The organism is Cognatiluteimonas profundi, assembly GCF_009792795.1.
Classification (GTDB): Bacteria; Pseudomonadota; Gammaproteobacteria; order Xanthomonadales; family Xanthomonadaceae; genus Cognatiluteimonas; species Cognatiluteimonas profundi.
Genome location: NZ_VKHQ01000002.1, coordinates 24,416 through 49,204 on the forward strand (window position 1 = coordinate 24,416; position 24,789 = coordinate 49,204).

General features: G+C 64.8%; 23 protein-coding genes. 6 read left to right on the forward strand and 17 right to left on the reverse strand.

What is annotated here, in order from left to right; all coding sequences use genetic code 11:
• Positions 1-12 precede the first annotated feature (12 nt).
• Both GST15_RS00920 and surE read right to left on the reverse strand, forming a co-directional pair.
• Positions 13-714 carry a protein-L-isoaspartate(D-aspartate) O-methyltransferase gene (locus tag GST15_RS00920; protein ID WP_159015379.1) on the reverse strand — a complete coding sequence of 234 codons (702 nt, stop codon included), beginning with the start codon at positions 712-714 and terminating at the stop codon, positions 13-15.
• The gene (surE, locus tag GST15_RS00925; protein WP_159015380.1) at positions 711-1,490 is read right to left on the reverse strand and encodes a 5'/3'-nucleotidase SurE; all 780 of its coding nucleotides are present in this window, start codon (positions 1,488-1,490) and stop codon (positions 711-713) included. The genes GST15_RS00920 and surE overlap by 4 nt, the downstream gene beginning before the upstream one ends.
• A gap of 93 nt (positions 1,491-1,583) precedes the next feature.
• On the opposite strand from surE, the gene GST15_RS00930 reads away from it, so the two are divergent.
• A complete protein-coding gene (locus GST15_RS00930) occupies positions 1,584-2,153 on the forward strand; it encodes a Smr/MutS family protein (protein WP_159015381.1) in 570 nt (189 codons plus the stop codon).
• A 3-nt stretch (positions 2,154-2,156) separates the two neighbouring features.
• On the opposite strand, the gene GST15_RS00935 is transcribed toward GST15_RS00930, so the two are convergent.
• The 8 genes from GST15_RS00935 to pyrG form a co-directional block, all read right to left on the reverse strand.
• Positions 2,157-2,366: a hypothetical protein gene (locus GST15_RS00935; protein WP_159015382.1), complete on the reverse strand. Its 210-nt coding sequence runs from the start codon at positions 2,364-2,366 to the stop codon at positions 2,157-2,159.
• An 84-nt stretch (positions 2,367-2,450) separates the two neighbouring features.
• Entirely contained in the window at positions 2,451-3,503 is a 1,053-nt protein-coding gene (truD, locus tag GST15_RS00940; RefSeq protein WP_159015383.1) for a tRNA pseudouridine(13) synthase TruD, read from the reverse strand.
• The gene (gene ispF / locus GST15_RS00945; RefSeq protein ID WP_159015384.1) at positions 3,500-3,982 is read right to left on the reverse strand and encodes a 2-C-methyl-D-erythritol 2,4-cyclodiphosphate synthase; all 483 of its coding nucleotides are present in this window, start codon (positions 3,980-3,982) and stop codon (positions 3,500-3,502) included. Before ispF ends, truD begins: the two co-directional genes overlap by 4 nt.
• The gene (gene ispD / locus GST15_RS00950; RefSeq protein ID WP_159015385.1) at positions 3,979-4,662 is read right to left on the reverse strand and encodes a 2-C-methyl-D-erythritol 4-phosphate cytidylyltransferase; all 684 of its coding nucleotides are present in this window, start codon (positions 4,660-4,662) and stop codon (positions 3,979-3,981) included. The genes ispF and ispD overlap by 4 nt, the downstream gene beginning before the upstream one ends.
• Positions 4,659-4,988 carry a cell division protein FtsB gene (gene ftsB, locus GST15_RS00955; RefSeq protein WP_159015386.1) on the reverse strand — a complete coding sequence of 110 codons (330 nt, stop codon included), beginning with the start codon at positions 4,986-4,988 and terminating at the stop codon, positions 4,659-4,661. Before ftsB ends, ispD begins: the two co-directional genes overlap by 4 nt.
• A 22-nt stretch (positions 4,989-5,010) precedes the next feature.
• Positions 5,011-6,297, reverse strand: coding sequence for a phosphopyruvate hydratase (gene eno, locus GST15_RS00960; protein ID WP_159015387.1), 1,287 nt, complete (start codon positions 6,295-6,297; stop codon positions 5,011-5,013).
• 77 nt (positions 6,298-6,374) lie between these two features.
• Entirely contained in the window at positions 6,375-7,205 is an 831-nt protein-coding gene (kdsA, locus tag GST15_RS00965; protein WP_159015388.1) for a 3-deoxy-8-phosphooctulonate synthase, read from the reverse strand.
• A complete protein-coding gene (pyrG, locus tag GST15_RS00970) occupies positions 7,202-8,887 on the reverse strand; it encodes a CTP synthase (RefSeq protein ID WP_159015389.1) in 1,686 nt (561 codons plus the stop codon). Before pyrG ends, kdsA begins: the two co-directional genes overlap by 4 nt.
• Before the next feature lie 192 nt (positions 8,888-9,079).
• Between pyrG and parE the strand changes: the two genes are divergently transcribed.
• Positions 9,080-10,969, forward strand: coding sequence for a DNA topoisomerase IV subunit B (gene parE / locus GST15_RS00975; protein WP_159015390.1), 1,890 nt, complete (start codon positions 9,080-9,082; stop codon positions 10,967-10,969).
• A gap of 58 nt (positions 10,970-11,027) precedes the next feature.
• On the opposite strand, the gene hutG is transcribed toward parE, so the two are convergent.
• The 3 genes from hutG to GST15_RS00990 are packed head-to-tail and all read right to left on the reverse strand — an operon-like array spanning position 11,028 to position 14,409.
• Positions 11,028-11,807: an N-formylglutamate deformylase gene (hutG, locus tag GST15_RS00980; RefSeq protein WP_159015391.1), complete on the reverse strand. Its 780-nt coding sequence runs from the start codon at positions 11,805-11,807 to the stop codon at positions 11,028-11,030.
• The gene (gene gorA, locus GST15_RS00985; protein WP_159015392.1) at positions 11,804-13,159 is read right to left on the reverse strand and encodes a glutathione-disulfide reductase; all 1,356 of its coding nucleotides are present in this window, start codon (positions 13,157-13,159) and stop codon (positions 11,804-11,806) included. Before gorA ends, hutG begins: the two co-directional genes overlap by 4 nt.
• A complete protein-coding gene (locus GST15_RS00990) occupies positions 13,156-14,409 on the reverse strand; it encodes an NAD(P)/FAD-dependent oxidoreductase (protein WP_425482173.1) in 1,254 nt (417 codons plus the stop codon). The genes gorA and GST15_RS00990 overlap by 4 nt, the downstream gene beginning before the upstream one ends.
• Before the next feature lie 518 nt (positions 14,410-14,927).
• On the opposite strand from GST15_RS00990, the gene GST15_RS00995 reads away from it, so the two are divergent.
• Positions 14,928-16,526, forward strand: coding sequence for a M4 family metallopeptidase (locus tag GST15_RS00995; protein ID WP_159015576.1), 1,599 nt, complete (start codon positions 14,928-14,930; stop codon positions 16,524-16,526).
• Positions 16,527-16,597: 71 nt separating this feature from the next.
• Here the strand turns inward: GST15_RS00995 and GST15_RS01000 are convergent, their stop codons facing one another.
• Positions 16,598-17,077 carry an FKBP-type peptidyl-prolyl cis-trans isomerase gene (locus GST15_RS01000; RefSeq protein ID WP_159015394.1) on the reverse strand — a complete coding sequence of 160 codons (480 nt, stop codon included), beginning with the start codon at positions 17,075-17,077 and terminating at the stop codon, positions 16,598-16,600.
• 219 nt (positions 17,078-17,296) lie between these two features.
• Here GST15_RS01000 and GST15_RS01005 point away from each other — a divergent pair, with 219 nt between their 5' ends.
• Both GST15_RS01005 and GST15_RS01010 read left to right on the forward strand, forming a co-directional pair.
• On the forward strand, positions 17,297-17,809 hold the full coding sequence (locus GST15_RS01005) for a C40 family peptidase (protein WP_159015395.1): 513 nt from the start codon (positions 17,297-17,299) through the stop codon (positions 17,807-17,809).
• Positions 17,810-17,969: 160 nt separating this feature from the next.
• Positions 17,970-18,611 (forward strand): C40 family peptidase, encoded by a 642-nt coding sequence (locus GST15_RS01010; RefSeq protein WP_425482180.1) that lies wholly within the window; start codon positions 17,970-17,972, stop codon positions 18,609-18,611.
• A 36-nt stretch (positions 18,612-18,647) separates the two neighbouring features.
• On the opposite strand, the gene GST15_RS01015 is transcribed toward GST15_RS01010, so the two are convergent.
• A complete protein-coding gene (locus tag GST15_RS01015) occupies positions 18,648-19,157 on the reverse strand; it encodes an acyl-CoA thioesterase (protein ID WP_159015397.1) in 510 nt (169 codons plus the stop codon).
• Between the two features lie 17 nt (positions 19,158-19,174).
• Here GST15_RS01015 and GST15_RS01020 point away from each other — a divergent pair, with 17 nt between their 5' ends.
• A complete protein-coding gene (locus tag GST15_RS01020; RefSeq protein ID WP_159015398.1) occupies positions 19,175-19,519 on the forward strand; it encodes a hypothetical protein in 345 nt (114 codons plus the stop codon).
• A 55-nt stretch (positions 19,520-19,574) separates the two neighbouring features.
• Here the strand turns inward: GST15_RS01020 and GST15_RS01025 are convergent, their stop codons facing one another.
• Positions 19,575-20,066: a hypothetical protein gene (locus GST15_RS01025; protein WP_159015399.1), complete on the reverse strand. Its 492-nt coding sequence runs from the start codon at positions 20,064-20,066 to the stop codon at positions 19,575-19,577.
• 1 nt (position 20,067) lies between these two features.
• A complete protein-coding gene (locus GST15_RS01030; RefSeq protein WP_159015400.1) occupies positions 20,068-24,417 on the reverse strand; it encodes a DUF6531 domain-containing protein in 4,350 nt (1,449 codons plus the stop codon).
• Between the last annotated feature and the right edge of the window lie 372 nt (positions 24,418-24,789).

Sequence of the window (24,789 nt, forward strand, 5' to 3'; positions counted from 1 at the left end):
CGCCGCCCGCCTTCATCGATCGATCAGGCCCGACAGCAGCGGGACGAACACCACGGGTGCAAGGTTTGTCTCGGTGACCACGCCGTCGGCATCCTTCTGCAAGCGCAGCAGCGACTGCGACGTGCTGCCGCCGACGGGCGCGATGAGGACGCCGCCGGGCGCCAGTTGCGCCGTCAGCGCATCGACCAGCGCAGGCGCGGCGGCCGTCACGATGATCGCGTCGAACGGCGCGCACTCGGGCCAGCCGATGCGGCCGTCGTCATGTTTGCTGCGCACGTTGAAGCCGAGGGTGCGGAAGCGCTTGCGCGCGGTGCGCAGCAGCTCCCCGATGCGCTCGACGGTGTAGACCTCCATCCCCAGTGCCGCGAGGATCGCGCCCTGGTATCCGGAGCCGGTGCCGATCTCCAGGACACGCGCCGGTTGCCCCTCGCGGTGCGGAAGGCCGTCACGGAGCAGCGATTCGGTCATCTTCGCGACCACCCAGGGCTGCGAGATGGTCTGGCCATGGCCGATCGGCAGGGCCGTGTCCTCGTAGGCGCGTGTTGCCAGGGCCTCATCCACGAACAGGTGCCGCGGCACGGTGCGGATGGCGTTGAGCACGCGCTCGTCGATGATGCCGCCAGCGCGCAGGCGGTCGATCAGGCGGTCGCGCACGCGCTGCGATGTCATGCCCAGGCCGATGGCCTCGGGCTGCAGCCGCATGCGTGCCGTCATCGGGCGGTGTCCAGCGATGCGGCCAGCCCGCCAACCCAGCTCGCCACCTGCTCCAGTGCCTGGAAGCGGGTGAGGTCGACATGGATGGGAGTGATCGAGATGCAGCCGCGACGCAGGGCATCGAAATCGGTGCCCGGGCCCGCATCCTGTGCCGCGCCGGCTGCGCCGATCCACCACCAGGTGCGCCCGCGCGGATCCGCCTGCGCCACGCAGGGCTCGGCACGATGGCGATTGCCCAACCGGGTGACCTCGAATCCCTCCACATCCTCCCAGGCGACGTCGGGGACGTTGACGTTGAGGATGGTGTCGGCCGGCAGTGGGTCCGTCGCCAGCCGCGCGATGATCTCGACCGCCGCGCGGGCGGCCGTTTCGTAGTTGCGACCCTGGTGGTCGGCGCTGGCAAGCGACAAGGCGACTGCCGGCAAGCCGAGGAAGCGACCTTCCATCGCCGCGGCGACGGTGCCTGAATAGATCACGTCGTCGCCAAGGTTGGACGTGTTGTTGATGCCCGAGACAACGAGGTCCGGCTCGACATCGAGCATCCCGGTGATGGCGACATGCACGCAGTCCGTGGGCGTGCCGTAGACGCGCCATGTGGTGGCATCGTGCTGGATGACACGGACCGGCATGTCGAGCGTCAGCGAATTGCTGGCGCCGGAGCGATCGCGGTCCGGGGCAACGATCAGCACCTCATGGCCGGCGTTGCGCAACCCTTCGGCGAGTATCCGGATCCCGGGGGCGTCGACGCCGTCGTCGTTGCTGACCAATACGCGCATGAATGCTGGATTGCCCTGTGCGATTTCCCGACATGATAGCGGATGACCGCATCGGGACTTCGCGCATCGGCATGCGCACGCTAGGCTTGCATCATGAACGCAGGTCGCAAGCCGCCGCCCGACCATGGCGATGAAAGCCCGGAAGACGACGCGGCGCTGTTCCGGGCCGCGATCGGCAACGTGCGCGAACTGCCGGCGGCAACGCCTCCTCCGGGGAAACCCAGGCCGCGCCCACTGCCGCGAATGGCCCGGCGTGACGAGGACGAGGCACTCGACACGTTCCGCCAGGCGCTGCAGGCGGATGTGCTGGAGTCGGGCGACGGACTATCGTTCCGGCGCGACCATGTGCCTGCCCGCGTGCTGCAACGGCTGCGACGGGGACATTACGCCGCGCAGGACGAACTCGACCTCCACCATAGCGATGCCGGCCAGGCGGAACTGCTGCTGCGGCGTTTCATGACCGAATCCCGGCAAGCGGGACTGGGATGCGTCTGCATCGTGCATGGCAAGGGCCTGCACTCGGACAGTGGCGTGCCGGTGATGAAAAACCTGGTCGACCGCCTGCTGCGCCAGCGCTCGGACGTACTGGCGTTCCATTCCGCGCCGCCCGCGCAGGGCGGACACGGCGCGGTGCTGGTGCTGTTGGCGCAAAAACGCCGCTGACGCTTACAGCTGGGTATCGACGCGCTTCTTGGGCGGGTTGACCCAGCGCACCATGACGCCGCGATCCATCGCCACGCGTTCGACGCGCGCGATGTACGCCGCGTCATCCACTTCAACCGACTTGGCCATGGTCGACTTGTCCTGCATGCTCGAACAGCCGCTGATGACCACCAGCGACAGGGCGGCGAGGCCCATTGCGATCGTGTGTTTCATGACGTCCTCCTGGGGACGGATCTGGATTGCGACCAGCCATTTCAGGCCGTCATCCAACGCTTATACGCCGCCGTATTGCCCGGGCTAGTGCCGGTCGCCGGTTTCCGACGAGCGGTCTGAAACGGCACCCAACTCGGCCAGCAGGGTGGTCGCGTAGGTGCCCGGCGGCAACACGAACGCCAGCATCAGGGCGCTGCCGTCCAGCCATTCCCACTGCAGTTGTCCCGCCCGCAAACGCGTGGCCCGACGCTCCTGCGCCAGTCCAGCCATCTCCAGTCCGGCACGCAGCGCCAGCGACCGCGGGTCGGCGAGCACGGACGCTTCCAGCGCGAGGGCATCGTCGGCCGAACGCAGGCTTCCGCGCCCCCACAGCGGCGCTGTCGGATGGATGTCGAAGGCCGCCAGTCGCGCCGCCAGTTCATCCGTCCAGGGTTCCGGGCCGAACACGCTGCGCGTGCCGTCCAGCATCCACACCTCTCCCGCCAGGCCGCGATTCCATGAACCGTCGGATACGCGGGCGCCCAGCACCTGGTTGAACAGTTCAGACCGTGCCGCCGACAACAGCAGCGTGCGCTGGTCGCGGCCGAACCGGCGGCCGGCGAACATCGCCAGCGCATTGGCGACGTTGTCGCCGGAACGCCCGAATCGCTGTTCACCGAAATAGTTCGGGACACCCTGCCCGGCGATCGTGGCCAGGCGGGCGTCGATGGCGGATGGCTCGCCCTGGACGGCGCGCAGGACGATTTCGAAACGATTGCCCGCCAGCGCACCACGCGGCAATTTCCGCGAATGCCATTCGCTCTTGAGCACGCGCAGGCCGGGAACCTGGAGGTCCGCCAGGTCGGGTGCGACCCGCTTGGGAAGGTGCACGCTGAAGCGCTGGCGCGTCACCGCGTGGCGATCCTTCAGGCCGGCATAGCTGACGCCCATTGCCGGTATGCCTGCCCAGCGCGCGATTTCCGCCGCGGCGAACGCCGTGTTGGTCCCGCGCTTTTCGACCGTCAGCAGCAGGTGCTCGCCACTGCCTGTCGCCTCGAACCCGTCCAGTTCCTCGACCAGGAAATCCTCCGGCGTGGCGCGTATCCGCGCCGACAGCACGGGCTCGCCGTGCGCACGCGCCAGCGTGGCGTCGTTCATGCGCGTTCGAGCAGGCACACGGCGTGGGCGGCAATGCCCTCGCCGCGACCGGTGAAGCCCAGCCGCTCGGTCGTCGTGGCCTTGATGCTCATCGCATCGATGTCGATCCCGAGGTCGGCGGCGAGCAATGCACGCATGGCTTGGGCATGTGGCCCGATCTTGGGCTGCTCGCAGATCACGGTGATGTCGGCATTGCCCAGCGTCCAGCCGCGATCGCGCAGCAGGCAGCTGCAATGACGCAGGAATGCGCGACTGTCGGCATCCTTCCATTGTGGATCGGACGGCGGGAAGTGCTGGCCGATGTCACCCAGCGCCAGCGCGCCGAGCATCGCGTCGCACAGTGCATGGATCACGACGTCGCCATCGCTGTGGGCGACGACCCCCCTGGCCGACGCGATGCGCACGCCGCCCAGCATGACGTGATCGCCATCGCCGAATGCATGGACGTCGAACCCGTGTCCGATGCGGACGCCGCTCATCGATGCGCGACGATGTAGGCGAACCGATCCACGTCCGCGCCGGTGGTGACCTTGAAGTTGTCCTCGCGACCTTCCACCAGCAGTGGACGCAGCCCTTGCCGCTCCATCGCCATCGACTCGTCGGTGACGGTCTCGCCGGCGTCACGGGCGGATTCCAGCCCGCGGGTCAGCTGCATGCGGCGAAACAGTTGCGGTGTCAGCGCGCGCCACAGGCGCTCGCGCGACTCGGTGCCGTCGATGCCGCCATCGCTTCCGGCGCGCTTGAGCGTGTCGCGGACGGGCGCCGCGAGCACGGCGCCGACCGGATCGTTGCGGCCGCGTTCGAGCAGCTGATCCAGATCGTCGAGCGCGAGGTTGGGGCGTGCGGCGTCATGGACCAGCACGAAATCGTCCGGCCGCACGCTCTCCGGCAGCGCGCCAAGGCCGGCGAGTACCGATTCGGCGCGCGACTCGCCGCCAACGCAGGTCAGCACCGGCTTGCCAGCGATGGTGGTCCAGCCCGGCCATGACGTGTCATCGGGCGCCAGCACCACAACCACCCCTTCCAGCGAGGGATGCACCAGCAGGGCCTGCAGCGTGTAGGCGATCAACGGCGAGCCGCCGATATCCAGGTACTGCTTCGGAACGGTGCCGCCAACGCGCAGTCCACGACCGGCCGCCGGGACGATGGCCCAGGTCATGGCGCGTGATCCGCTGTCGTCGTGTCGGCATCGGCCCCGGCCGCAGGCTGCGTGTCCGGATCGACCACCCGGTAGAAGGTTTCGCCGGGCTTGATCATGCCCAGCTCGCTGCGTGCGCGCTCCTCGGCGGCGGCTTCGCCGGACTTGAGGTCCTCGACTTCGGCGGCGAGTGCTTCGTTGCGCTGCTTGAGGCCGGCGTTGTCTCGCGCCTGCTGCTGCACCTGTGCCTGCAACGCGGCGACCTCACGCTCGCCACCCTCGCCGAACCAGAGCCGGTATTGCAGCCACGCCAGCAGCGCGAGCAGCAGCACCAGCATGATGGCCATGGCGCGCAAGGGTGTGGGTTCGTCAGCGCTTGAGCGAAACGAAGGCATCGCGGCCGGCGTAGCGGGCATCGACGCCCAGCTGCTCTTCGATGCGCAGCAGCTGGTTGTACTTGGCGACGCGATCGCTGCGGCACAACGAGCCGGTCTTGATCTGGGTCGCGGTGGTGGCGACCGCGATGTCGGCGATCGTCGTGTCCTCGGTCTCGCCGGAGCGGTGCGAGATGACCGCCGCGTAATGCGCCGCGTCGGCCATCGCAATGGTTTCCAGGGTCTCGGTGAGCGTCCCGATCTGGTTGACCTTGATCAGGATGGCATTGGCGATGTGCTGGTCGATGCCCTGCCGGAAGATCTTCGGATTGGTGACGAAATTGTCGTCCCCGACCAGCTGCACTTTTGCGCCAAGGCGTTCGGTCAGCAACTTCCAGCCATTGCCGTCGCCTTCGTCCATGCCGTCCTCGATGCTGATGATCGGGTACTGCGCGGCCCAGCTGGCGAGGAAGTCGACGAACTGCTCGCTGGTCAGCCGCTTGCCCTCGCCGACCAGGTGGTACTTGCCGTTGTCGTAGAACTCGCTCGATGCAACGTCGAGCCCGAGCATCACGTCTTCGCCGGCCTTGTAGCCGGCCTTGCCGATCGCTTCGAGGATCGTGTCCAGCGCTTCGGAATTGCTGCGCAGGTCCGGTGCGAAGCCGCCCTCGTCACCAACGGAAGTGCTCAGCCCACGCCCCTTCAGCACCGACTTCAGCGCGTGGAAGATCTCGGTGCCGCAACGCAGGGCTTCGGAGAACGAATCGAAGCCGACCGGCAGCACCATGAATTCCTGCAGGTCGACGTTGTTGTCGGCGTGCGCGCCGCCGTTGATGATGTTCATCATCGGCACCGGCAGCATCGGCGCGCGACCATTCGCCAGGTACTGCCATAGCGGCATGCGCCGCGATGCGGCCGCCGCGTGCACGTTGGCCAGGGAAACACCGAGCAATGCGTTGGCGCCCAGGCGACCCTTGTTCTCGGTGCCGTCCAGGTCGATCAGGCGCCGGTCCAGCGCGGCCTGGTCGGCCGCGTCCATGCCCTGCACCGCCTGCGCGATCGGCCCGTTGACGTTGGCGACCGCCTTGAGCACGCCCTTGCCGCCGTAGCGCGTCTTGTCGCCATCGCGCAGTTCAACTGCCTCACGCGATCCGGTGGATGCGCCGGACGGCACCACCGCGCGGCCGAAACTGCCGTCGGCGAGCGTGACTTCCGCTTCCAGCGTGGGATTGCCACGGCTGTCGAGCACTTCGCGGGCGTGGATCTTGGTGATGGCGGTCATGGCTTCTTTGCTTGGTGTAGGGCGGGTTTCAACCCGCCGTCATTGGCGAACGAAAAAGCGGCGGGTTGAAACCCGCCCTACATGGCTTCCAGGAAACCGTTTTTCTTGGTGATGCGGTCGATCTTCAGCAGCGTTTCCAGCAGGGCACGCATCTTGTCCAGCGGCCAGGCATTCGGGCCGTCGCTGAGCGCCTTGTCCGGATCCGGGTGCGTTTCCATGAAGATGCCGCTGATGCCGACTGCCATCGCGGCGCGCGACAGCACCGGCACGAACTCGCGCTGGCCGCCGGACTTGCCGTCCATGCCGCCGGGCAGTTGCACCGAGTGCGTGGCGTCGAACACGACCGGGCAACCAGTGTCGCGCATCACGCTCAGCGAGCGCATGTCGCTCACCAGGTTGTTGTAGCCGAAGCTCGCGCCGCGCTCGCACACCATGATCTGCGTATTGCCGGTCGCCAAGGCCTTGTCCGCGACGTGTTTCATTTCCCACGGCGACAGGAACTGGCCCTTCTTGATGTTCACCGGCCGCCCTGCGCTGGCCACTTTCTGGATGAAGTCGGTCTGCCGGCACAGGAACGCCGGCGTCTGCAGCACATCGACCACCGCGGCGACTTCGTCCATGGGCGTGTATTCGTGGACGTCGGTCAGCACCGGCACGCCAAGCTGGCGCTTGACCTCGGACAGGACCTTCAGCCCCTCCTCCAGGCCGGGGCCGCGGAAACTGGCGCCCGAGGTGCGATTGGCCTTGTCGAAACTCGACTTGAAGATGAAGGGAATCCCGAGCGACGCGGTGATCTCCTGCAATGCGCCCGCGGTGTCGAGCTGCAGCTGCATCGACTCGATGACGCAGGGCCCGGCGATGAGGAAGAACGGTTTGTCGAGGCCAACCTCGAAACCGCAGAGGTTCATGCGCTGGCTTCCTTGAGCAGGCGCCCGCTGGCGTGGGCCTTGTGCTCGCGCGCGGCGCGGATGAAGCCGACGAACAAGGGATGGCCGTCGCGCGGGGTCGAGAGGAATTCCGGATGCGCCTGGCACGCCAGGAACCACGGGTGCTGCGACTGCGGCAACTCGATCATCTCCACCAGCAGGTCGTCCATCGACTTGGCGCTGATGACGAGACCGGCGTCCTCGAGCTGGCTGCGGTAGCGGTTGTTGAACTCGTAGCGGTGGCGATGACGCTCACCGACGATGTCCTTGCCATACAGCTGGTGTGCCAGCGTGCCGGGCTTGATGCGCTGGTCCTGCAGGCCCAGGCGCATGGTGCCGCCCATGTCGCTGGCCTCGGTGCGCCGCTCCACGTCGCCGGACGCCGTGCGCCACTCGGTGATCAGGCCGATGACCGGGTTGGGCGACTGACGGTCGTTCTCGGTGCTGTTGGCATCTTCCAGGCCAGCCACGTGGCGGGCGAAGTCGACGACGGCCGCCTGCATGCCGTAGCAGATACCGAAATACGGCACGCCCTGCTCGCGCGCGTACTGCGCGGCCAGCACCTTGCCCTCGAATCCGCGATCGCCGAAGCCGCCTGGGACGAGGATGCCGTCGACGCCATCCAGTGCACCCTGGCCTTCGCGGCGGATTTCCTGCGACTCCAGCCACTTCAACCTGACCCGTGTGCGCTGGCGCAAGCCGCCGTGCTTCAGGGCTTCGGCGAGCGACTTGTAGGCATCCTGGTGATCGACATACTTGCCGACCACCGCGATCGTCACCTCGTCGATCGGGTGCTCGCAGGCATCGACGACCGCTTCCCAGCCCGACAGGTCGGCCTCGGGCGCCGCGGCGAGCTGCAGTTGGCCGACGACGATCTCATCCAGGCCCTGCTGGTGGAACCACATCGGGATCTTGTAGATGTTGTCGAGATCGACGGCGGATATCACCGCCTTCTCCGGCACGTTGGTGAACAGCGCGATCTTGCGCCGGTCGCTGTCGGGCAACAGCTGCTCGCTGCGGCACAGCAGGATGTCGGGCTGGATGCCGATCGAGCGCAGCTCCTTGACCGAGTGCTGCGTCGGCTTGGTCTTCAGCTCGCCCGCCGCGGCGATGAACGGCACCAGCGTCAGGTGCATGAACAGCGCCTTGTGCGGGCCGCGTTCGGTGCGGATCTGGCGGATCGCTTCAAGGAACGGCAATGACTCGATGTCGCCGACGGTGCCGCCGATCTCCACCAGGCCGACGTCGAAGCCATTGGTGGCGTCGTCGATGCAGCGCTTGATCTCGTCGGTGACGTGCGGGATGACCTGTACGGTGCCGCCGAGGTAATCGCCGCGACGCTCCTTGCGGATCACCGATTCATAGATCTTGCCGGTGGTGATGGAATTCTTGCCGGACAGGCGGGTGCGCAGGAAACGCTCGTAATGCCCAAGGTCCAGGTCGGTCTCGGCGCCGTCGTCGGTGACGTACACCTCGCCGTGCTGGAAGGGGCTCATGGTGCCCGGATCGACGTTGATGTACGGGTCGAGCTTCATCATCGTCACGCGCAGGCCGCGCGATTCGAGGATGGCCGCGAGCGATGCGGCCGCGATGCCCTTGCCGAGCGAGGACACCACGCCGCCGGTGACGAAAACAAGCGGAGTGGCGGAACCTGAAGATGTCATGGGCGCGGCGTGACTGGAAACCCGCATTCTAGCGGCTGCGGACTGCCGCGGCGACCGCGGGGGCGAAAACCGCTGGAATGCGCGCTTGGCCGCGGCGGCCGGCCCCGGAATCGGGCGCCCGGCCGCATGGCGTCTTACCGCCAGCGACGGCGATACGCGACAATCGCGATCCGCCTTTCCCTGCGACCGCGAATGAGCTCCCGCTACAACGCCGCCGATATCGAAGTCCTCTCCGGCCTGGACCCGGTCAAGCGCCGCCCGGGCATGTATACCGACACCACGCGCCCCAACCACCTTGCGCAGGAGGTGGTGGACAACGCGGTCGACGAGGCCCTGGCTGGCCATGCGAAGACCATCGAGGTGACCTTGCACGCCGACGGCAGTTGCGAGGTCAGCGACGACGGCCGCGGCATGCCGGTGGACATCCATCCGGAAGAAGGCATCCCCGGCCTCGAACTGATCATGACCCGGCTGCATGCGGGCGGTAAGTTCAACAACAGGAATTACACGTTTTCCGGCGGCCTGCATGGCGTCGGCGTCAGCGTGGTGAATGCGCTGTCGTCGCGCGTGGACGTGCATGTCCGCCGCGATGGCAACGAATACCGGATGACGTTCGCGCATGGGGCGCCCACGTCGGCGCTGGACATCGTCGGCACGGTGGGCAGGAAGAACACCGGCACGCGGCTGCGCTTCTGGCCCGACGCCAGTTATTTCGATACCCCGAAGTTCGCCCTGCGCGCCCTGCGCCACCTGCTGCGCGCCAAGGCGGTGCTGTGCCCGGGCCTGACCGTGCGCCTGTTCGACGAAGCCAGCGGCGAGCGCAACGAATGGCATTACGAGGACGGACTGCGCGATTACCTCAAGGGCGAACTGTCGGGCATCGAACTGCTGCCCGCCGATCTATTCGTCGGAAAGCTCGCCAGGGACACGGAAATCGCCGAATGGGCGGTCGCCTGGGTGCCCGATGGCGACCTGGTGCAGGAAAGCTACGTCAACCTGATCCCGACCGCGCAGCACGGCACCCACGTCAACGGCTTGCGCACCGGCTTCACCGACGCGCTGCGCGAGTTCTGCGATTTCCGCAACCTGCTGCCGCGCGGCATCAAGCTGGCGCCGGAAGACGTCTGGGATCGCGTGGCCTTCGTCCTGTCGGTGAAGATGACCGACCCACAGTTCAGCGGACAGACCAAGGAGCGCCTGTCGTCGCGGCAGGCGGCGGGTTTCGTGGAAGGCGCCGCGCACGATGCGTTTTCGCTGTGGCTGAACCATCACACCGACATCGGCGAAAAAATCGCCCAGCTCGCCATCGACCGCGCCAGTGCGCGGCTGAAGACCGAAAAACAGATCACGCGCAAGAAGGTCACCCAGGGCCCCGCCCTGCCCGGCAAACTCGCCGATTGCATCTCGCAGGACCTGTCGCGCACCGAGTTGTTCCTGGTGGAAGGCGACTCGGCCGGCGGCAGCGCGCGCCAGGCACGCGACAAGGATTTCCAGGCGATCCTGCCGCTGCGCGGCAAGATCCTCAACACCTGGGAAGTCGCGTCAGGCAGCGTCCTGGCATCGACCGAAGTGCACGACCTGGCCGTCGCCATCGGCTGCGATCCCGGCAAGGACGACATCAGCGGATTGCGTTACGGCAAGATCATCATCCTCGCGGACGCCGACTCGGACGGACTGCATATCGCGACGCTGCTGGCCGCGCTGTTCCTGAAGCATTTCCCGGCCCTGGTCGGCGCCGGCAACATCTTCGTCGCCATGCCGCCGTTGTTTCGCGTGGACGTGGGCAAGCAGGTGTTCTACGCGCTCGACGAGGAAGAAAAGCGCCTGCTGCTGGACCGGATCGAGCGCGAGAAGATCAGGGGATCGGTCAACGTCATGCGCTTCAAGGGCCTGGGCGAGATGAACCCGCAGCAATTGCGCGAATCGACTGTCCATCCCGATACCCGCCGGCTGGTGCAGCTGACCATCGAGGACGACAGCGGCACGCGCTCGTTGATGGACATGTTGCTGGCGAAGAAGCGCGCGGGAGACCGTCGCGCCTGGCTCGAGGAAAAAGGCGACCTGGCGACGCTCGAGGTGTAGGACATGCGCCGTTGGCGCCCGCTGCACGCAGCTGGCAGGACGCCGCCACCCTGCTGGTTCACGCCACGGCTTGCAGCAACTGGCGCAGGACGGCTTGCGTATCGCGCGCGCGTTCCTCGTCCCAGGCGTACGTCTCCTCGTCCATGTAGATCCGCTGGCTGATTTCCATCTGCACGGCCTCGATGCCCCGATCCGGGTCGCCATGGTGACGGGTGATGTACCCGCCCTTGAAGCGGCCATTGACGACGAAATCATGCTCGTGCTGCGCCGCCAGCACCGACTCCAGCCGGGCCTGCAGCGCAGGCGAACAACTGGTCCCGCCGCTGGTGCCCAGGTTGAAGTCCGGCAGTCGGCCCTCGAACAGGAACGGGCACTCGCCGCGGATCGAATGGCCTTCCCACAGCACGACACGGCCGTGGACGTCGCGAAGCCGGCGCAGTTCGCCCGCAAGCGAGCGGTGATACGGCCGCCAATAGGTATCGACGCGGTCGGGGACTTCTTCGACCGACGGCTCCTGGCCTTCGCGATAGATGGCGGCGCCGCTGAACTGCACGATCGGGCACAGGCCGGTGGTGTTCTGCCCCGGATACAGCGACGTGTCGTCGGGTGGACGATTCAGGTCGACCACATAGCGCGAATAAACCGGGACCAGCATCGACGCACCCATCTCGCGCGCGAATGCGTACAGGCGCGCGACGTGCCAGTCGGTGTCGGGGGCCTTGCGCGCGGAGGCAGTCATCCGCGCAGCGATCGCATCGGGGATGGCGCTGCCGTCGTGCGGCAGGCTGACCAGCAACGGCGCGGTGCCGCGATGCAGGGTGAAGGTGGCGTCGTTCATCGCATCAGCACCAGTTCTTCCGCGGACGTGGGGTGGATCGCGATCGTGTCGTCCAGGTCGCGCTTGCGCAGCCCGCGCTTCAGGGCGACGGCGAATCCCTGCAGGATTTCGTCCGCACCGTCACCCAGCAGGTGGATGCCGACGACACGCTCTTCCTCGCCGACGCAGACCAGCTTGAACAGGCTGCGCTGCGGCGAATCGGCAAGCGCGTGCAGCATGGGGCGGAACCCGGCGCGATACACACGCACCGCATCGCCGAACCGCAGCCGCGCCTGTGCCTCGGTGAGTCCGACCTTGCCGATCGGGGGATGCGAGAAGACGACGGTCGCGACCTGCGAATAATCGAGCGCCGCGTCCGGCTGGCCCCCGAACAGGCGGTCCATGAGGCGTCGGCCTGCGGCGATCGCCACCGGCGTCAGCGCGATATCCGAAGATACGTCGCCGATTGCGTAGACCCCGGCGACAGACGTCGCCTGCCGCGCGTCGACCAGCACGTGGCCCCTTGGGCCCAACGCCACGCCGGCGACATCCAGGCCGATGTCGTCGCTGTTGGGTCGCCGCCCGGTCGCCAGGATGACGACGTCGAACGGCACGGTGTCGACGCCTGCGGCATCCCGCAGGATGACGCGGTCGCCGTCGGCCTTGCGCAGCGAACCGAGCGTCTGGTCGAAGTGGCAATGGATCCCGTGCTGGCGCTGGTCCTCGACCAGTTGCCGCACGATGTCCTCGTCGAATCCGTCCAGCAACATGGGCTTGCGCACGAACATGTCGACCTGGCTTCCCAGCGCCTGCAGGACGCCGGCCAGCTCGACGGCGACATAGCCGCCGCCGATGATCGCTACCCGCTCCGGCGCAGCACATAAATGGAAGAAGCCGTCGGAATCGATTCCAAGCTCGGCGCCGGGCACCGACGGGCGTTGCGGCCGGCCTCCGGTGGCGATGAGGACATGCGGCGCGCGCAGGCGCACGCCGTCGCTGCACTGGACCGTGTCGGGTGACAGCAACCGGCCGCGCACCGGCAACAAGGCGATGCCGGCGGCATCGAGCCGCTGCTGGTAGCTGGCATGGATGTTGGCGATATACCGCTGGCGATGTGCAATGAGCACCGGCCAGTCCAGCGCGGGCGTCTGCGGCACGTCGAAACCCAGGGCGCGCGCCAGGGCCATGCGGTGCGCGAGATCCGCGGCCAGCCACATGGCTTTCTTCGGCACGCAGCCGACGTTGACGCAGGTGCCGCCGAGCGGCCCTTCGCTGACCAGCGCGACGCGGGCGCCATGCGTTGCCGCGCGGAAGGCCGCAGCCAGTCCGCCGGAGCCGCCGCCGAGGATCACGAGGTCGAAATCCCGGCTCATGCGAATCGCTCCAGTCGATACGGCGCCGGATCGATGCCGGGCGGGCGACCCGTGACGAGGTCGGCGATCAGGTCCGCGGTGGCTGCGCTCATGCTGACCCCGAGCATGCCATGCCCCGTCGCGAGCCATAGCCGCGGTTGCCCGGGCACCGGCCCGATGATCGGGAGGTCGTCGAAGGTCATCGGTCGCCAACCGAACCATTCCTCGGTGACCGCCGGACCCACCGGATCGCGCAGGTATTCCCGCGCGCCACGTTCCAGGGCACCGAGACGGCGCCGGTTGAGCGAGGCGTCGTAGCCCGAAAATTCCATCGTGCTGCCGAGACGGAAGCCGCGCTCCCATGTGGTGACGCAGACACGGCGCTCGTGCAACACCAGCGGCCGATACGGGACCACGGCCGGGTGAGCGTAGGTGATCGAATATCCCTTGCCCGGCTGCATCGCCTTGCCAAGCTTGCCCAGCGCCGGCCCAAGCGTCCGCCCAAGGCCAGGCGACCAGGCGCCGGCGGCAAGGACGACGTCACGGGCGCGGAACGCCGCGTTCGCTGCGGTGACAGTCCAGAGACCGTCCGCCGCTGTCACCGCGTGCACCGGGCTGCGCTCGACGATGGTTCCTCCCGCTGCCCGCAGCGCGCGTGCCAGCTCGGCGACGTAGCGATCCGGGCGCAGGCTGGCATCGCCCGGGAAACGGACGGCGCCCACCACGCCATCCAGCAATGCGGGTTCCTGGCGCAGGTAGGCCGGTCCATCGATGGTTTCGCTGGCGATGCCGAATCCGGACAGCGCCCGCAACTCATGGCGGAAGGCGACCAGGGCCGCTTCGTCGCGAAAGACGTGATCGGTGCCTGAGGCGGTGAATTCGCAATCCAGCCCATGCCTGGCGATCCAGTCCGGGAGCGCCTGGCGCGAGGCCAGCAGGATCGCTGCCTTGGCGGCGGCGGCCCGCATCCAGTCCTCCTGGTTGCAGCGCGCGCCGACGCGCGCCAGCCATCGCCACAAGTCCGGATCCCAGCGCGGCTTGATGTACAGCGGCGCCTCCGGTGATGCCATCCACGCCAGCGCCCGGCCGATCGAGCCAGGCGCAGCCAGCGGCATGGCGTGGCTCGGGGTGATGGTCCCGCAGTTGCCATGCGAACTGCCGCAACCCGCGACGCCGGCCTCGAGCACACGGACGCTGCGGCCAGCGCGCTGCAGCGCGAGTCCGCACGCCAGGCCGATCACCCCTCCGCCGACGATGATGACGTCTTCCAATGCCTGCCTCCGAATCTTTCGCAACCGATGCCCAGCCCGCCTCCAGGCGCAGTGGGCCGCCGTACCCGCCAATAGTGACCGCTCGACTGCCACGGGCCGCCGGATTTTGCACTGCAACATGAGCACGGGGCGCGCGCGGCCAGGGAATCCCCTGCCTGAAGGGTCTGCGCGACGGGAATTCACTGCCCGCCATGCAGGACGCTCGGCTTGTTCGACGTTGGTGCGCCCATCGCCGACCACTGTTGTGCAGCGCAGCATCCATGTGAACGGCTCGCCCTTGCAAGTGAGGTGGCCGTCACATTTCTGAGGGGCTTTGCACTGCCCGCCTCATTGATGCTGCGACGCAACATGACAAAAGTCATGGGCACTGCCCTACTGCCGCCAGCCCCGCCGCGTCACATTCAGTCGCGCAGCGTTGGCCATATCCGGGGCATTCGTCGAGGGGTTCGAGGATGTCTTCCAACAGCCGGTCGAACCGGCTCAATTTGCCAATTCTCCAGGGGATTCCAGGAATGATCTTGCAGACTCGCCTCCTCAGCGTTGCCGTTGTCGCCGCGCTCGCGTTGCCCGCTTCCGCATTCGCGGCAGCATCCGCGCAGTCCCCGGCCGCCGCACGCGCCATGGGCCTGATCGATACCCACGCCAAGGCGGTGATGCGCGCCGATGCCGACCGTTTTGTCGCCAAGGATGTCATCGTTGGCCGCAACGGAACCGAGCACGTCCGCTTTGACCGTACCTACCGCGGCCTGCCCGTGCTGGGCGGCGACATCGTCATCCATTCGCGCAATGGCCAGATGACCGGCGTCAGCGAGACGCTCAAGACCATCGGCCGCCCGGATATCACCCCAGCCATCAGCGCCAGCCAGGCGATCGTCGAGGCCGGCACGCGCTTCGGCACCGGTTTCAGCGGCGTACCGACCTCGCGCCTGGTCATCGACGCCCGTGGCGCCAAGCCCACGCTCGCGCACGAAGTCGTCTACTCGGGCATCAAGGCCGACCAGACCCCGACCGACATGCATTACATCGTCGATGCGCATAGCGGCCGGATCCTCGGCCAGTGGGATACCGTGGAAACGGCCAAGCCCGGCGGCGGCGGTTCGACCTGCTCCGGCATCACCAGCGCGGCCGGCACCGGCAGGACCCTGTTCTCGGGCAATGTCGGCATCAACACCGAGAAGTGCGGCAGCGGCACCTACCAGATGAAGGACGACACCCGCGGCGGCGGCTACACCACCGACCTGGGCGGCCGTACCAGCGGCTCGGGCACGATGTTCACCGATGCCGACAACACCTGGGGCAACAACCTGACATCCGACCGCGCCACGGTCGGTGCCGATGCCCACTTCGGCGTCGCGGTCACCTGGGACTATTACAAGAACGTGCATGGCCGCAACGGCATCGCCAACGACGGCAAGGGCGCGCTGAGCCGCGTGCATTACGGCCGCAACTACGTCAACGCCTTCTGGTCGGACAGCTGCTTCTGCATGACCTTCGGCGACGGCGACGGCGCGACCTACTATCCGCTGGTTGATCTCGACGTCGCGGGCCATGAAATGTCCCACGGCGTGACGGCACGCACCGCGAACCTCACCTACTCCGGTGAATCCGGCGGCCTGAACGAAGCCAACTCCGACATCTTCGGCACGATGGTCGAGTTCTACGCCAACAACGCCAATGACGCGCCGGACTACCTGATCGGCGAAGAGATCTACATCAACAACCCGGGCAATGCCAAGGCGCTGCGCTACATGTACCACCCGAGCCTGGATGGTGCATCGCCGGACTGCTACCAGAGCAACATCGGCTCGCTGGACGTCCACTACAGCTCCGGCGTCGCCAACCACTTCTTCTACCTGCTTGCCGAAGGCACCGGGGCGAAGACCTTCAGCAACGGTTCGGTCACGTCGCCGACGTGCAATGGATCGTCGCTGGCTGGCATCGGCCGCTCGGCTGCCGAGCAGATCTGGTACACGGCGTTGACGCAGTACATGACGTCCAACACCAACTACGCCGGTGCCCGCGCAGCCACGCTGAGCGCTGCCGCGTCGCTGTACGGTTCGGGCTCGGCGAACTACAACGCCGTCGCCGCCGCGTGGAGCGCCGTCAGCGTCAACTGACCGGCCTGCGTTGAAAAAAGAAACGGCCCGCGCAAGCGGGCCGTTTCCATTTGTGCGGAATGCGGACGTCGTCAGTGGTGATGGCCGCCATCGCCATGCACGTGTCCGTGCGCCAGTTCTTCCTCGGTGGCTGCGCGCACGTCGACGATGGTGATGTCGAAATGCAGGTCCTTGCCCGCCATCGGATGGTTCAGGTCGACGTCGACCACGCTCATGCCCACCTTCTGGATGGTGACGGCGCGTTGTCCGTGGTTGGTGTTGAGGATCACCTGCATGCCCGGTTCCAGGCGCTGGCCTTCGAAATGCTTCTTCGGCACGCGCTGGGTCAGCCCGTCGCGCTTCTCGCCATAGGCATCCACGGCGGCGACGTCGACGACGAAGGTGTCGCCGTCCTCGTGGCCTTCCATCGCCTTCTCCAGGCCCGGGATGATGTTGCCGTGCCCGATCAGGATGGCCAATGGCTCGTTGCCCTGCGAACTCTCCAGCGCCTCCTGGCCCTGTTCGGCAACGGTGTAATGGAAACGGACGACGCGATCTTTCTCGATCTTCATTGCGGCACTCGATGAAGCCGCCACGGCGGCTTGTGGAAGGCGGCTGGCTGCGCGTTGGCAGCGGCCGGCGGGCGCTTGTGATGGCCGCGTGGAGGCGCCAAGCTGTACCACGTGACCAGACCTGACCTGCGTCCGGCCAACGGGGCCGCGCATTATCCCGGCTCCCCCCGCCCCGCGCCAGCGCGCAAGGGGTGGCGAGTCGTCCCCGGCATTGTCGCCATGTTGTTCGTGCTGGCGGGCTGCGGCCACGAGGCGGTCCGGCCGACCCCGGCGCACGCAAGGATCGTCCAGCGTGCGTGGCCACTGTTGCCGCCAGCCGACCCTGCCGCCGCCAACGCGGTGCTCATGCGCGCGATCAGCCTGGTCGGCACGCCGTACCGGTACGGCGGCAACACGCCGGAGGGCGGATTCGACTGCAGCGGCCTGGTCAACTACGTCTATCGCGACATGCTGGATCTGCGACTGCCGCGCCGGTCGCAGGACCTGGCCGCCTGGCAGGGCCCGCGGATCGACGAGGACCACCTGGTCGCCGCCGACCTGGTGTTTTTCGGCAGCCATGGCGATGTCAGCCACGTCGGCATCTATGTCGGCGACGGGCGCTTCGTGCATGCGCCCAGCACCGGCGGCACGGTTCGGCTGGATCGTCTCGACGGCGCCTACTGGCGGGATCATTACAGCGGCGCCAGACGCGTCCTGGTTCAAGATGAACAGGCCCGGCGGCCCGGTTCGTGATCGCTGTCACACGCTAATTCACGGATCTATAACGGAATTTGAACTCCCCGCCGGGCTTGCTGGGGCACCATCACCTCGACCTCACACCAGTGAAGCCTTCGTGACGAAGACCGACCCTGCTTCTGGCCGCGCCGCCGCCACCCTTCTTCCCCTTGTTCGCATCCGCCGTTTCTCGGCGAAATTGCTTGGCTGTGCGCTGCTCTGCGCCGCCGCCATGCCGGCTTTCGCCCAGCAGGCTCCCCAGCTTGCCCAGGCCGCCGAGCTGAGCGCCACCAACGCCGCCAACACGTCCACCAGCGCCTTCGGCGTGTTCACCCCCGCGCAGTCCATGCCGCTGCCCGACCGGGCGCTGATGATGGCCGGCGACCTGAACCGCCTGATGGGCTCCCAGCCCGCAGCCGCGTCCACCCAGCCCGAGCAGGGCAGCCGCATCCAGAGCCTGCTCCAGCACGCGCTCGCGCTGCTCGGCACGCCGTATCGCTGGGGCGGAACCGGCGCTGACGGATTCGACTGCAGCGGACTGGTCGGCTACGTCTTCCACAGCGCACTGGGAATCGAACTGCCACGCGTGTCGCGCGACATGGCGACGACCGGCGAGCTGATCACCGATCGCGCCAAGCTGTCGCCTGGCGACCTGGTGTTCTTCGGGCACCGCGGCCGTGTGAGCCATGTCGGCATCTATGTCGGCGAAGGCCGGTTCCTGCATGCGCCGCGTACCGGGCGTGACGTGACCGTCTCCAGCCTGGACAGCGGCTACTGGAGCAACAAGTACCTGGAAGCCCGCCGCGTCGCCGGGATCTGATCGCGAGCGAGCAATGAGGGTTTGTCGAGAAGGCCGCTACCCAGCGGCCTTTTCCATGTCGGCCTCGCGATAGCGGGCGACGGTCTGCTCGATGCCCTTGCCCAGCGCCATGACCTGGGTGGCGTACTCCGCCAGCCGTCGGTCCTCGTCGGTCGCGGGCATCCACGCCGGCACCCGCGCCGGTTTGCCTTCGATCCCGTCCAGCGCCACGAACACCACGATGCAATGCGTCGCCAGCCACTCGTCGCTTCCATCCTTGCGCGGATCGCGGGCGCTGACGTCCACCGCGAAATGCATGCTGCTGGTGCCGGTGTAGACCAGCTTGGCCGCCACCGTGACCATGTCGCCGATATGGATCGGGGCGACGAAGCGGATGCCGGCCACGGCCACGGTGACGCTGTACTGGCCACTCCAGCCCAGGGCCGCGGCGTAGGCCGTCTGGTCGATCCATTTCATCACCACGCCGCCGTGCACCTTGCCGCCGTAGTTCACATCGGCTGGCTCGGCGAGGAACCGGAACCGGAGATCGCGCTGCTGTCCGCTCATGGCAGGTGGTCCTTGTGTTGATCGAATGGATGATCGGCGACGGGGCGGTGCCGATGCGAGACCCGCATGATGTCGCTTCCGCCCTCGCCGGCATAATCGGCGCTCGCCAGACCGGAATCTCCAATGCCGCAGTCGATATCCCGCGCGCTGTCATTCGCCTGCGCGGTCGCCTTGCTCGCCGGCTGCACCAGTTCGACGACAACGATCGCCAGTCCGCGCAGGCCGTGCTGGAAGGATTAATCCTCAAGCACCAGGCCAAGCAATCCCAGCTGCGCACGCTCGGCCATGAAGCGGCCATCGCTCGCAAGACCAAGAAGCTGCCAGCACAACGCAAGCCGCTAAATGAAAAACCCCGCCGGTGAGGGCGGGGCTTCGGCTTATTGCTCTGTCAACTAATGCTTTAGAAGCATCATCGAACTACTGAGGGTTGATGCGAAACGGCTGCGACAGGTATTGGCACCCGGATACATCTTTCAACGAGACACGGTATTCCCGAGTCTTGCTTCGTTCGCCATCGCTCACTGGGCCGACCATGTCGACAAAAAACATGGCGCCATCGCCAGGTCCTATGAGCAGCCATTTACGCGGCGGAGCAAACTCCTCAAGAACAACCGTATCCAACTGCCATGGCGTATCAGATGCAAGAGCCCGGCTCTGCAATTCAATGTACTGCCCATGCACGATCAATGGGTAGTACGTGCTATCCAGCGGCAGCTTTATTTCTTTGGCAGCCTTGTTCGATACAGCAAAGGATCCAAACGGGTTTTGTTTGCCCCAAGCACTCAAATTTTGCACGCCCTTGTATTCAATCGAGACATGCTTGGCCGTGTCTTCACAGCTTAGGTTTCTAGGAGCCGAAGCACACGCTAGCGGAAGAACGGACAAGATCAGCGGTATGAAAATTTTCATGTCATGGCCCTGGAATGACTTCTGTATGCCGTCCGCTGACATCCCATCGATTGTGCGAGTCGATAGCGGTCTGCCGGGCACCCAACTCTAGCAGCTGCTGCATTGCCTGTCGTGTTTGCATTTCGCAGTCAGCAGTGCTCGAAAAACTTTGCCCTTTCATTGAATCTTCCAAAGCTTGCGCTGCATTTCTAGCGCCGCCGATCCATCCGCCAAAATCGCGAACGTGATCCATTTCAGCTCGGCGAGTGTCGCGTCTTTCGCTAGGGCTGCTATAGCTTTGTCTGAGAAATACGGTGGGAGTAAAGCTCACCGTGTATTCGTTCAGAGAAAAGCCACCGCTGCTACAAGTGCACGCCGGCGAAATTGACCAATCAAGAGTTGTTCTAGCAAGGCTGGACCCAGTAACTGTCGACAAGCCATCTCCAGGGAAAGTCCGAGTCTGAAGCCCAGGTGCGAGTGTTGGGCTCCACTGAACGGGATTCGTAGACCATCTCAGTAGTCCGAACATATCAGTCCACACCAAGGGCGAACCGCCCACATATCCGTAGGTGCTAACCCCCGCCATTAGCCCGAGCGGATCGGATTGCGTATACCGCCCTGTTCCAGCTTCGTAGCCATCGCGCCAGTAGTTGTAGTTGAGCCCGCTCGCCGCATCGTAGCGTTGGCCCGGATAACGCATATTCAACACAAACGCATTCCCATCCAGGTCGGGGTCCTGGCTCGGTGGGCTGTTGCCGAACGCCTCGTCTTTCAGGTCCCAGTTCCATACCGCGACATTGCGCAGCGGGTCGATCACCACGCGCGGCGTGCCCAAGGCGTCGGCTTCGATGTAGTGCAACTTCTGATTCGTTGTTGCACCCACCATCACGCCGACAGGTAAGTCATCCAGCCAGATGGCCTGCTGTAGTGCAGCACCAGTGCTGTCGTAGTCACCGATCCAATGGCCGGCCTCGTCATAAACGGTGTAGGCCTGGTTTGTCCCGGTTGTAGTCAGGAACCGGTGCACCTGCTCACCCTTACCGTTGTAGCGATAATTCATCACTACCGCGCCATTCTGCTTGGCGCTGTCCATTCGGTTGGCGGATGTGTATGTGTATTCACGAGCCGTTCCGCCGATCGAGACTGTATTGCCGGAAGCGTCATACCACCGGTTAATGCTTCCGGCATGGTTCAGCCGATCCGTGCCGGTGTTGTAGACGTACGATTGGCTACCGCTGCTGTTTTGGAAAAGCGTACGGTTACCGGTGGCATCGTAGGCGTAATGCTCGATGGTGGCGCCCGACGGGCCGTCTCGGAAATCGGTCAGCCGGTTGAGCGCGTCATAGCCAAAGGTCACCACAGGCGGGCCGCTTTGGCCGGCGTCGCGCAGCTCGACAAAGTTACCGACCGCGTCGAACGTATATCCAAGCGATAGCCCGCCGCTGCCCGGATCGGCCACCGTCCACGGTCGATAGTCGAGGTCTAGCGTACGCTGCAGCGTACGTCCGTTGCCGAACGTCCACTGCGCAATCGGCCCGAACGGGTAGTAGGTGCCGTTGGTGAGCAGCACCTGACGGGCGCTCCCCGGTGGAGTGATCCCTATCTCAGCAACTTGTCCCATGGCATCGCGGGCATAGTCGACCACGTTACCGTCAGGATATGTAAGGCTGCTCAGCCGCCCTGCCAGGTTGTAGGCGTAACGCAGGGTGAAGGACTTGCCGTTGATGGTCTCGACCTTGCGCACGGGGTTGCCAAACCGGTCGTAGCAATACTGTGTGCTATTGCCGTTACCCATCGTCAGTTTAGTCAACCGGCCGACGGCGAAAGTCTCCCCCGTGCCGCAAACCGCATTGACGGCGTCATAGGTCGAGGTGACGTTAAGGCTGGTTGTACCGTACGTCTGGGTAGCTAGCCGGTTGAGCAAGTCGTAACTGTAGTTAGTGACCTTGTTCCGAGCGTCAGTCTGTGTTTTGCGGTTTCCCGCACCGTCGTAGGTGTAGGTGGCCGTGCCGGTGTCGGGGCTGGTGAGGCTGGTTAGGTTCCCCATGCCGTCATAGCCGTAACCGGTTACCAAGCCGTTTGGATCGATGACTTGAGTCAGGTTATCGCGCGCGTCGTACTGAAACTGCGTGCTGGCTGCGATTCCGCCTGCGTCTTGAAGGGTTCGCGTCAGTCGATGGAGCGGGTCGTGGTCGTTGTCTGTCACATGGGATGCGGCATCCACGACCAGATTGGTATCCCCGCTGGGATCGTAGCTAAAGGTCGTAGCGTGCAAGGCCGCATCTCGCTGGCTCTGTAGTTGCCCCAATGCATTGTAGATTCGTGACAGCGTACGCGTGAGGGTGCCGGAAACATCCTTGGTGTCTTCAACAGTACGATTGCCGGAGTTGTTGAGCGTGTAACGGATGGTGTTGCCGGCGTTATCAGCGATATTGGTAAGCCGATGAGCTGCGTCATAGCTGTACGACACGTAGCTACCGTCTGGCTGAGTGACCTGTTTGACGAGCCCCGTTGGCCAATAATCGATACGCATGATCGCATCGTCAGTCTCGGTCGCGTTGTTGGTGCCACGCACCTTTCGCGCAGCCACCCATCCGCGTGCGGTGTACGCCATGTCAGTGACCACACCGTTGGGATCCTTCACCGACAGCAGCCGACCTGAGCCGTCATAGGCGAGAAATTCAGTAACTTGACCAAGTGCATTAGTGGCCTTCCACAGATCGCCCTTTCGGTGCGGACAAGTTGTGGGAAATGAGGCACAGGTCGGATCGTCTGTCATATAGTAGGAATAGGAAACAATATCGTTGGCATCACTACGTGGGCCGTCGACCTTAATAAGCAGACCCAACAGCGGGCAAACCGACGAGTCAATATCGACTTGGCTGCAATACGTTTTTGCTGTTGTACGCGCCGCGCTGGTCACCGGATCGATGGACGACACGGTTGTTTCCTGCCCTCCCAGGTTGTAGGACCAAGTACGCTGCGACACTAAGGCGCCAGCCGCGTCGAAGACTTTGCGCTCTAAAGGGGAACGCCCAATCGTGCGCCAAGTCGTCTGCGTCGTTCGCTGCTGCAGCGTGTTTTTAGCTTCAACCAGTTGAAGATCACGCCCACAGATGTCTTGATCGTGGTCGGTCACGATCCCATCAATGTCTGTGACGACGTCTAGGTTGCCATTGCTGTCATAAGAATATTGTTCGCCACCACAAGTGGGGCACGCATCGGACGAATGCCCAATCTTGGCGAAGCCATATGCAGTGGCAAAGGAGAGATATTTGGTGCCACCTGAGGGTAGAAGTACGTTGGCACTCCTACTTCCCCCATACGAAACAACGTATTTGTCGACCCCATTCGCGTGCTCTGTAACGGTAGCGCGCCCCTGGCTGTCGTAGGTGAAACTTGCGTAGCGATTTCCCTGCTCGTCTGTTATGCCAGTTAGCAGTAGGCTGAAACTACTATCAGCCACATATCCAGCTTCACCATAGCTATAGAGCGTCGATTGTGTCGCGCCAGGATGGCTGACGCTTGCAAGCCGTCCAGTGCCGTCGTAGCCGTACTCATAGGTCTGTCCCGTCGGATCGGTAACTCCTATTAAACGACTGGATGAATCGTACGTGAGTCGAATAGAGCGGCCGTTTGTCGCTGTCACCTGGATAGGTAGAAACTGAGGGTCGCTTCCCGAAGCGCCGGATCCGTAGAGCAACACGACCCCGCCTAAACCGGATTCAGGTTCGATTGCAATTAGCCGACCTGCAGTATCGTAGAGCTCGCTTTCGTCAGATGCCTCAGCGGAAAAAACCCATCCGTCGTAATTACCGTTCAAGTCTTTCGTTCGACTCAAAGTAGCGTTTGATCCGGGATCCGGAGTCCACAAATTGCCGGCCTGAAGCATGAAAGCGATCTTTCCGCCATCAGGCCGATCGACGAAGGCTACGTCGCCACCGTAAGCTGTTTCTGAAAATTCGATACGCCGTGCGTACGTATGGGTCCACTTCGGGCCTAAGCCGAAATCGGGTTGGTCGCTTTGGCTGTTGTAGCTTCTAGAGAATTGCAAAGGCGATGAGACGGGGGCAATATCGGTCTCGGCTTGAAATTTGTTTCCCGACGCTGCGTTGATGGGGTTGCCGAACCGCGTGCCCCGGGTTTTGCACGTTTCCGGGCCCAAGTTCCGCGTGCGGTCGACATAAGTCCAATGGTAAAGGAATACGTCAATCAGCCTCCAAATCGGGCCGCCCGGGTAGTTTCCATAGTAGAAGTCGGTCTCCCAAGCTCCAACGCCCCGCCATGAGCATTTATAGTCGGTCGGGGTCAGGTCGGTAACATCTGCCGGGGGAGTTCTCTCTTCCTCAAAATGAACCCTCGCGTACGCCATGCAAGCGGCATATGCGGCGGCGGAGTCTGGGTATTGAGTGTCATCCGCGAGTGCAGCCGAAGAGGCTATAGCCGCACTCGCCAACAGCAATACTCGACCTGCGTAGCGGCGAATTAAGCTAACCATGGGGTTACCTTTGTTGTTTCGGGTGGCGGAACAAGCGGCGGCATCTAGACGCAACTTTGTTGCTCAGGAGAGCTTTGTTCTTAACTGGAATAAGACGAATGGCGTGGCCGAACTCCAAGCTTCCAAGGGACTGAATTAATGGCCGCTCTTGCCCACGTGACAGCGTCGCGCAGCGCCAACCCCGATTCGCCCCCAATCTCGCTCTTCCCGCTGATACCAGTCGCGTCAACATTAACCGGCTAACTT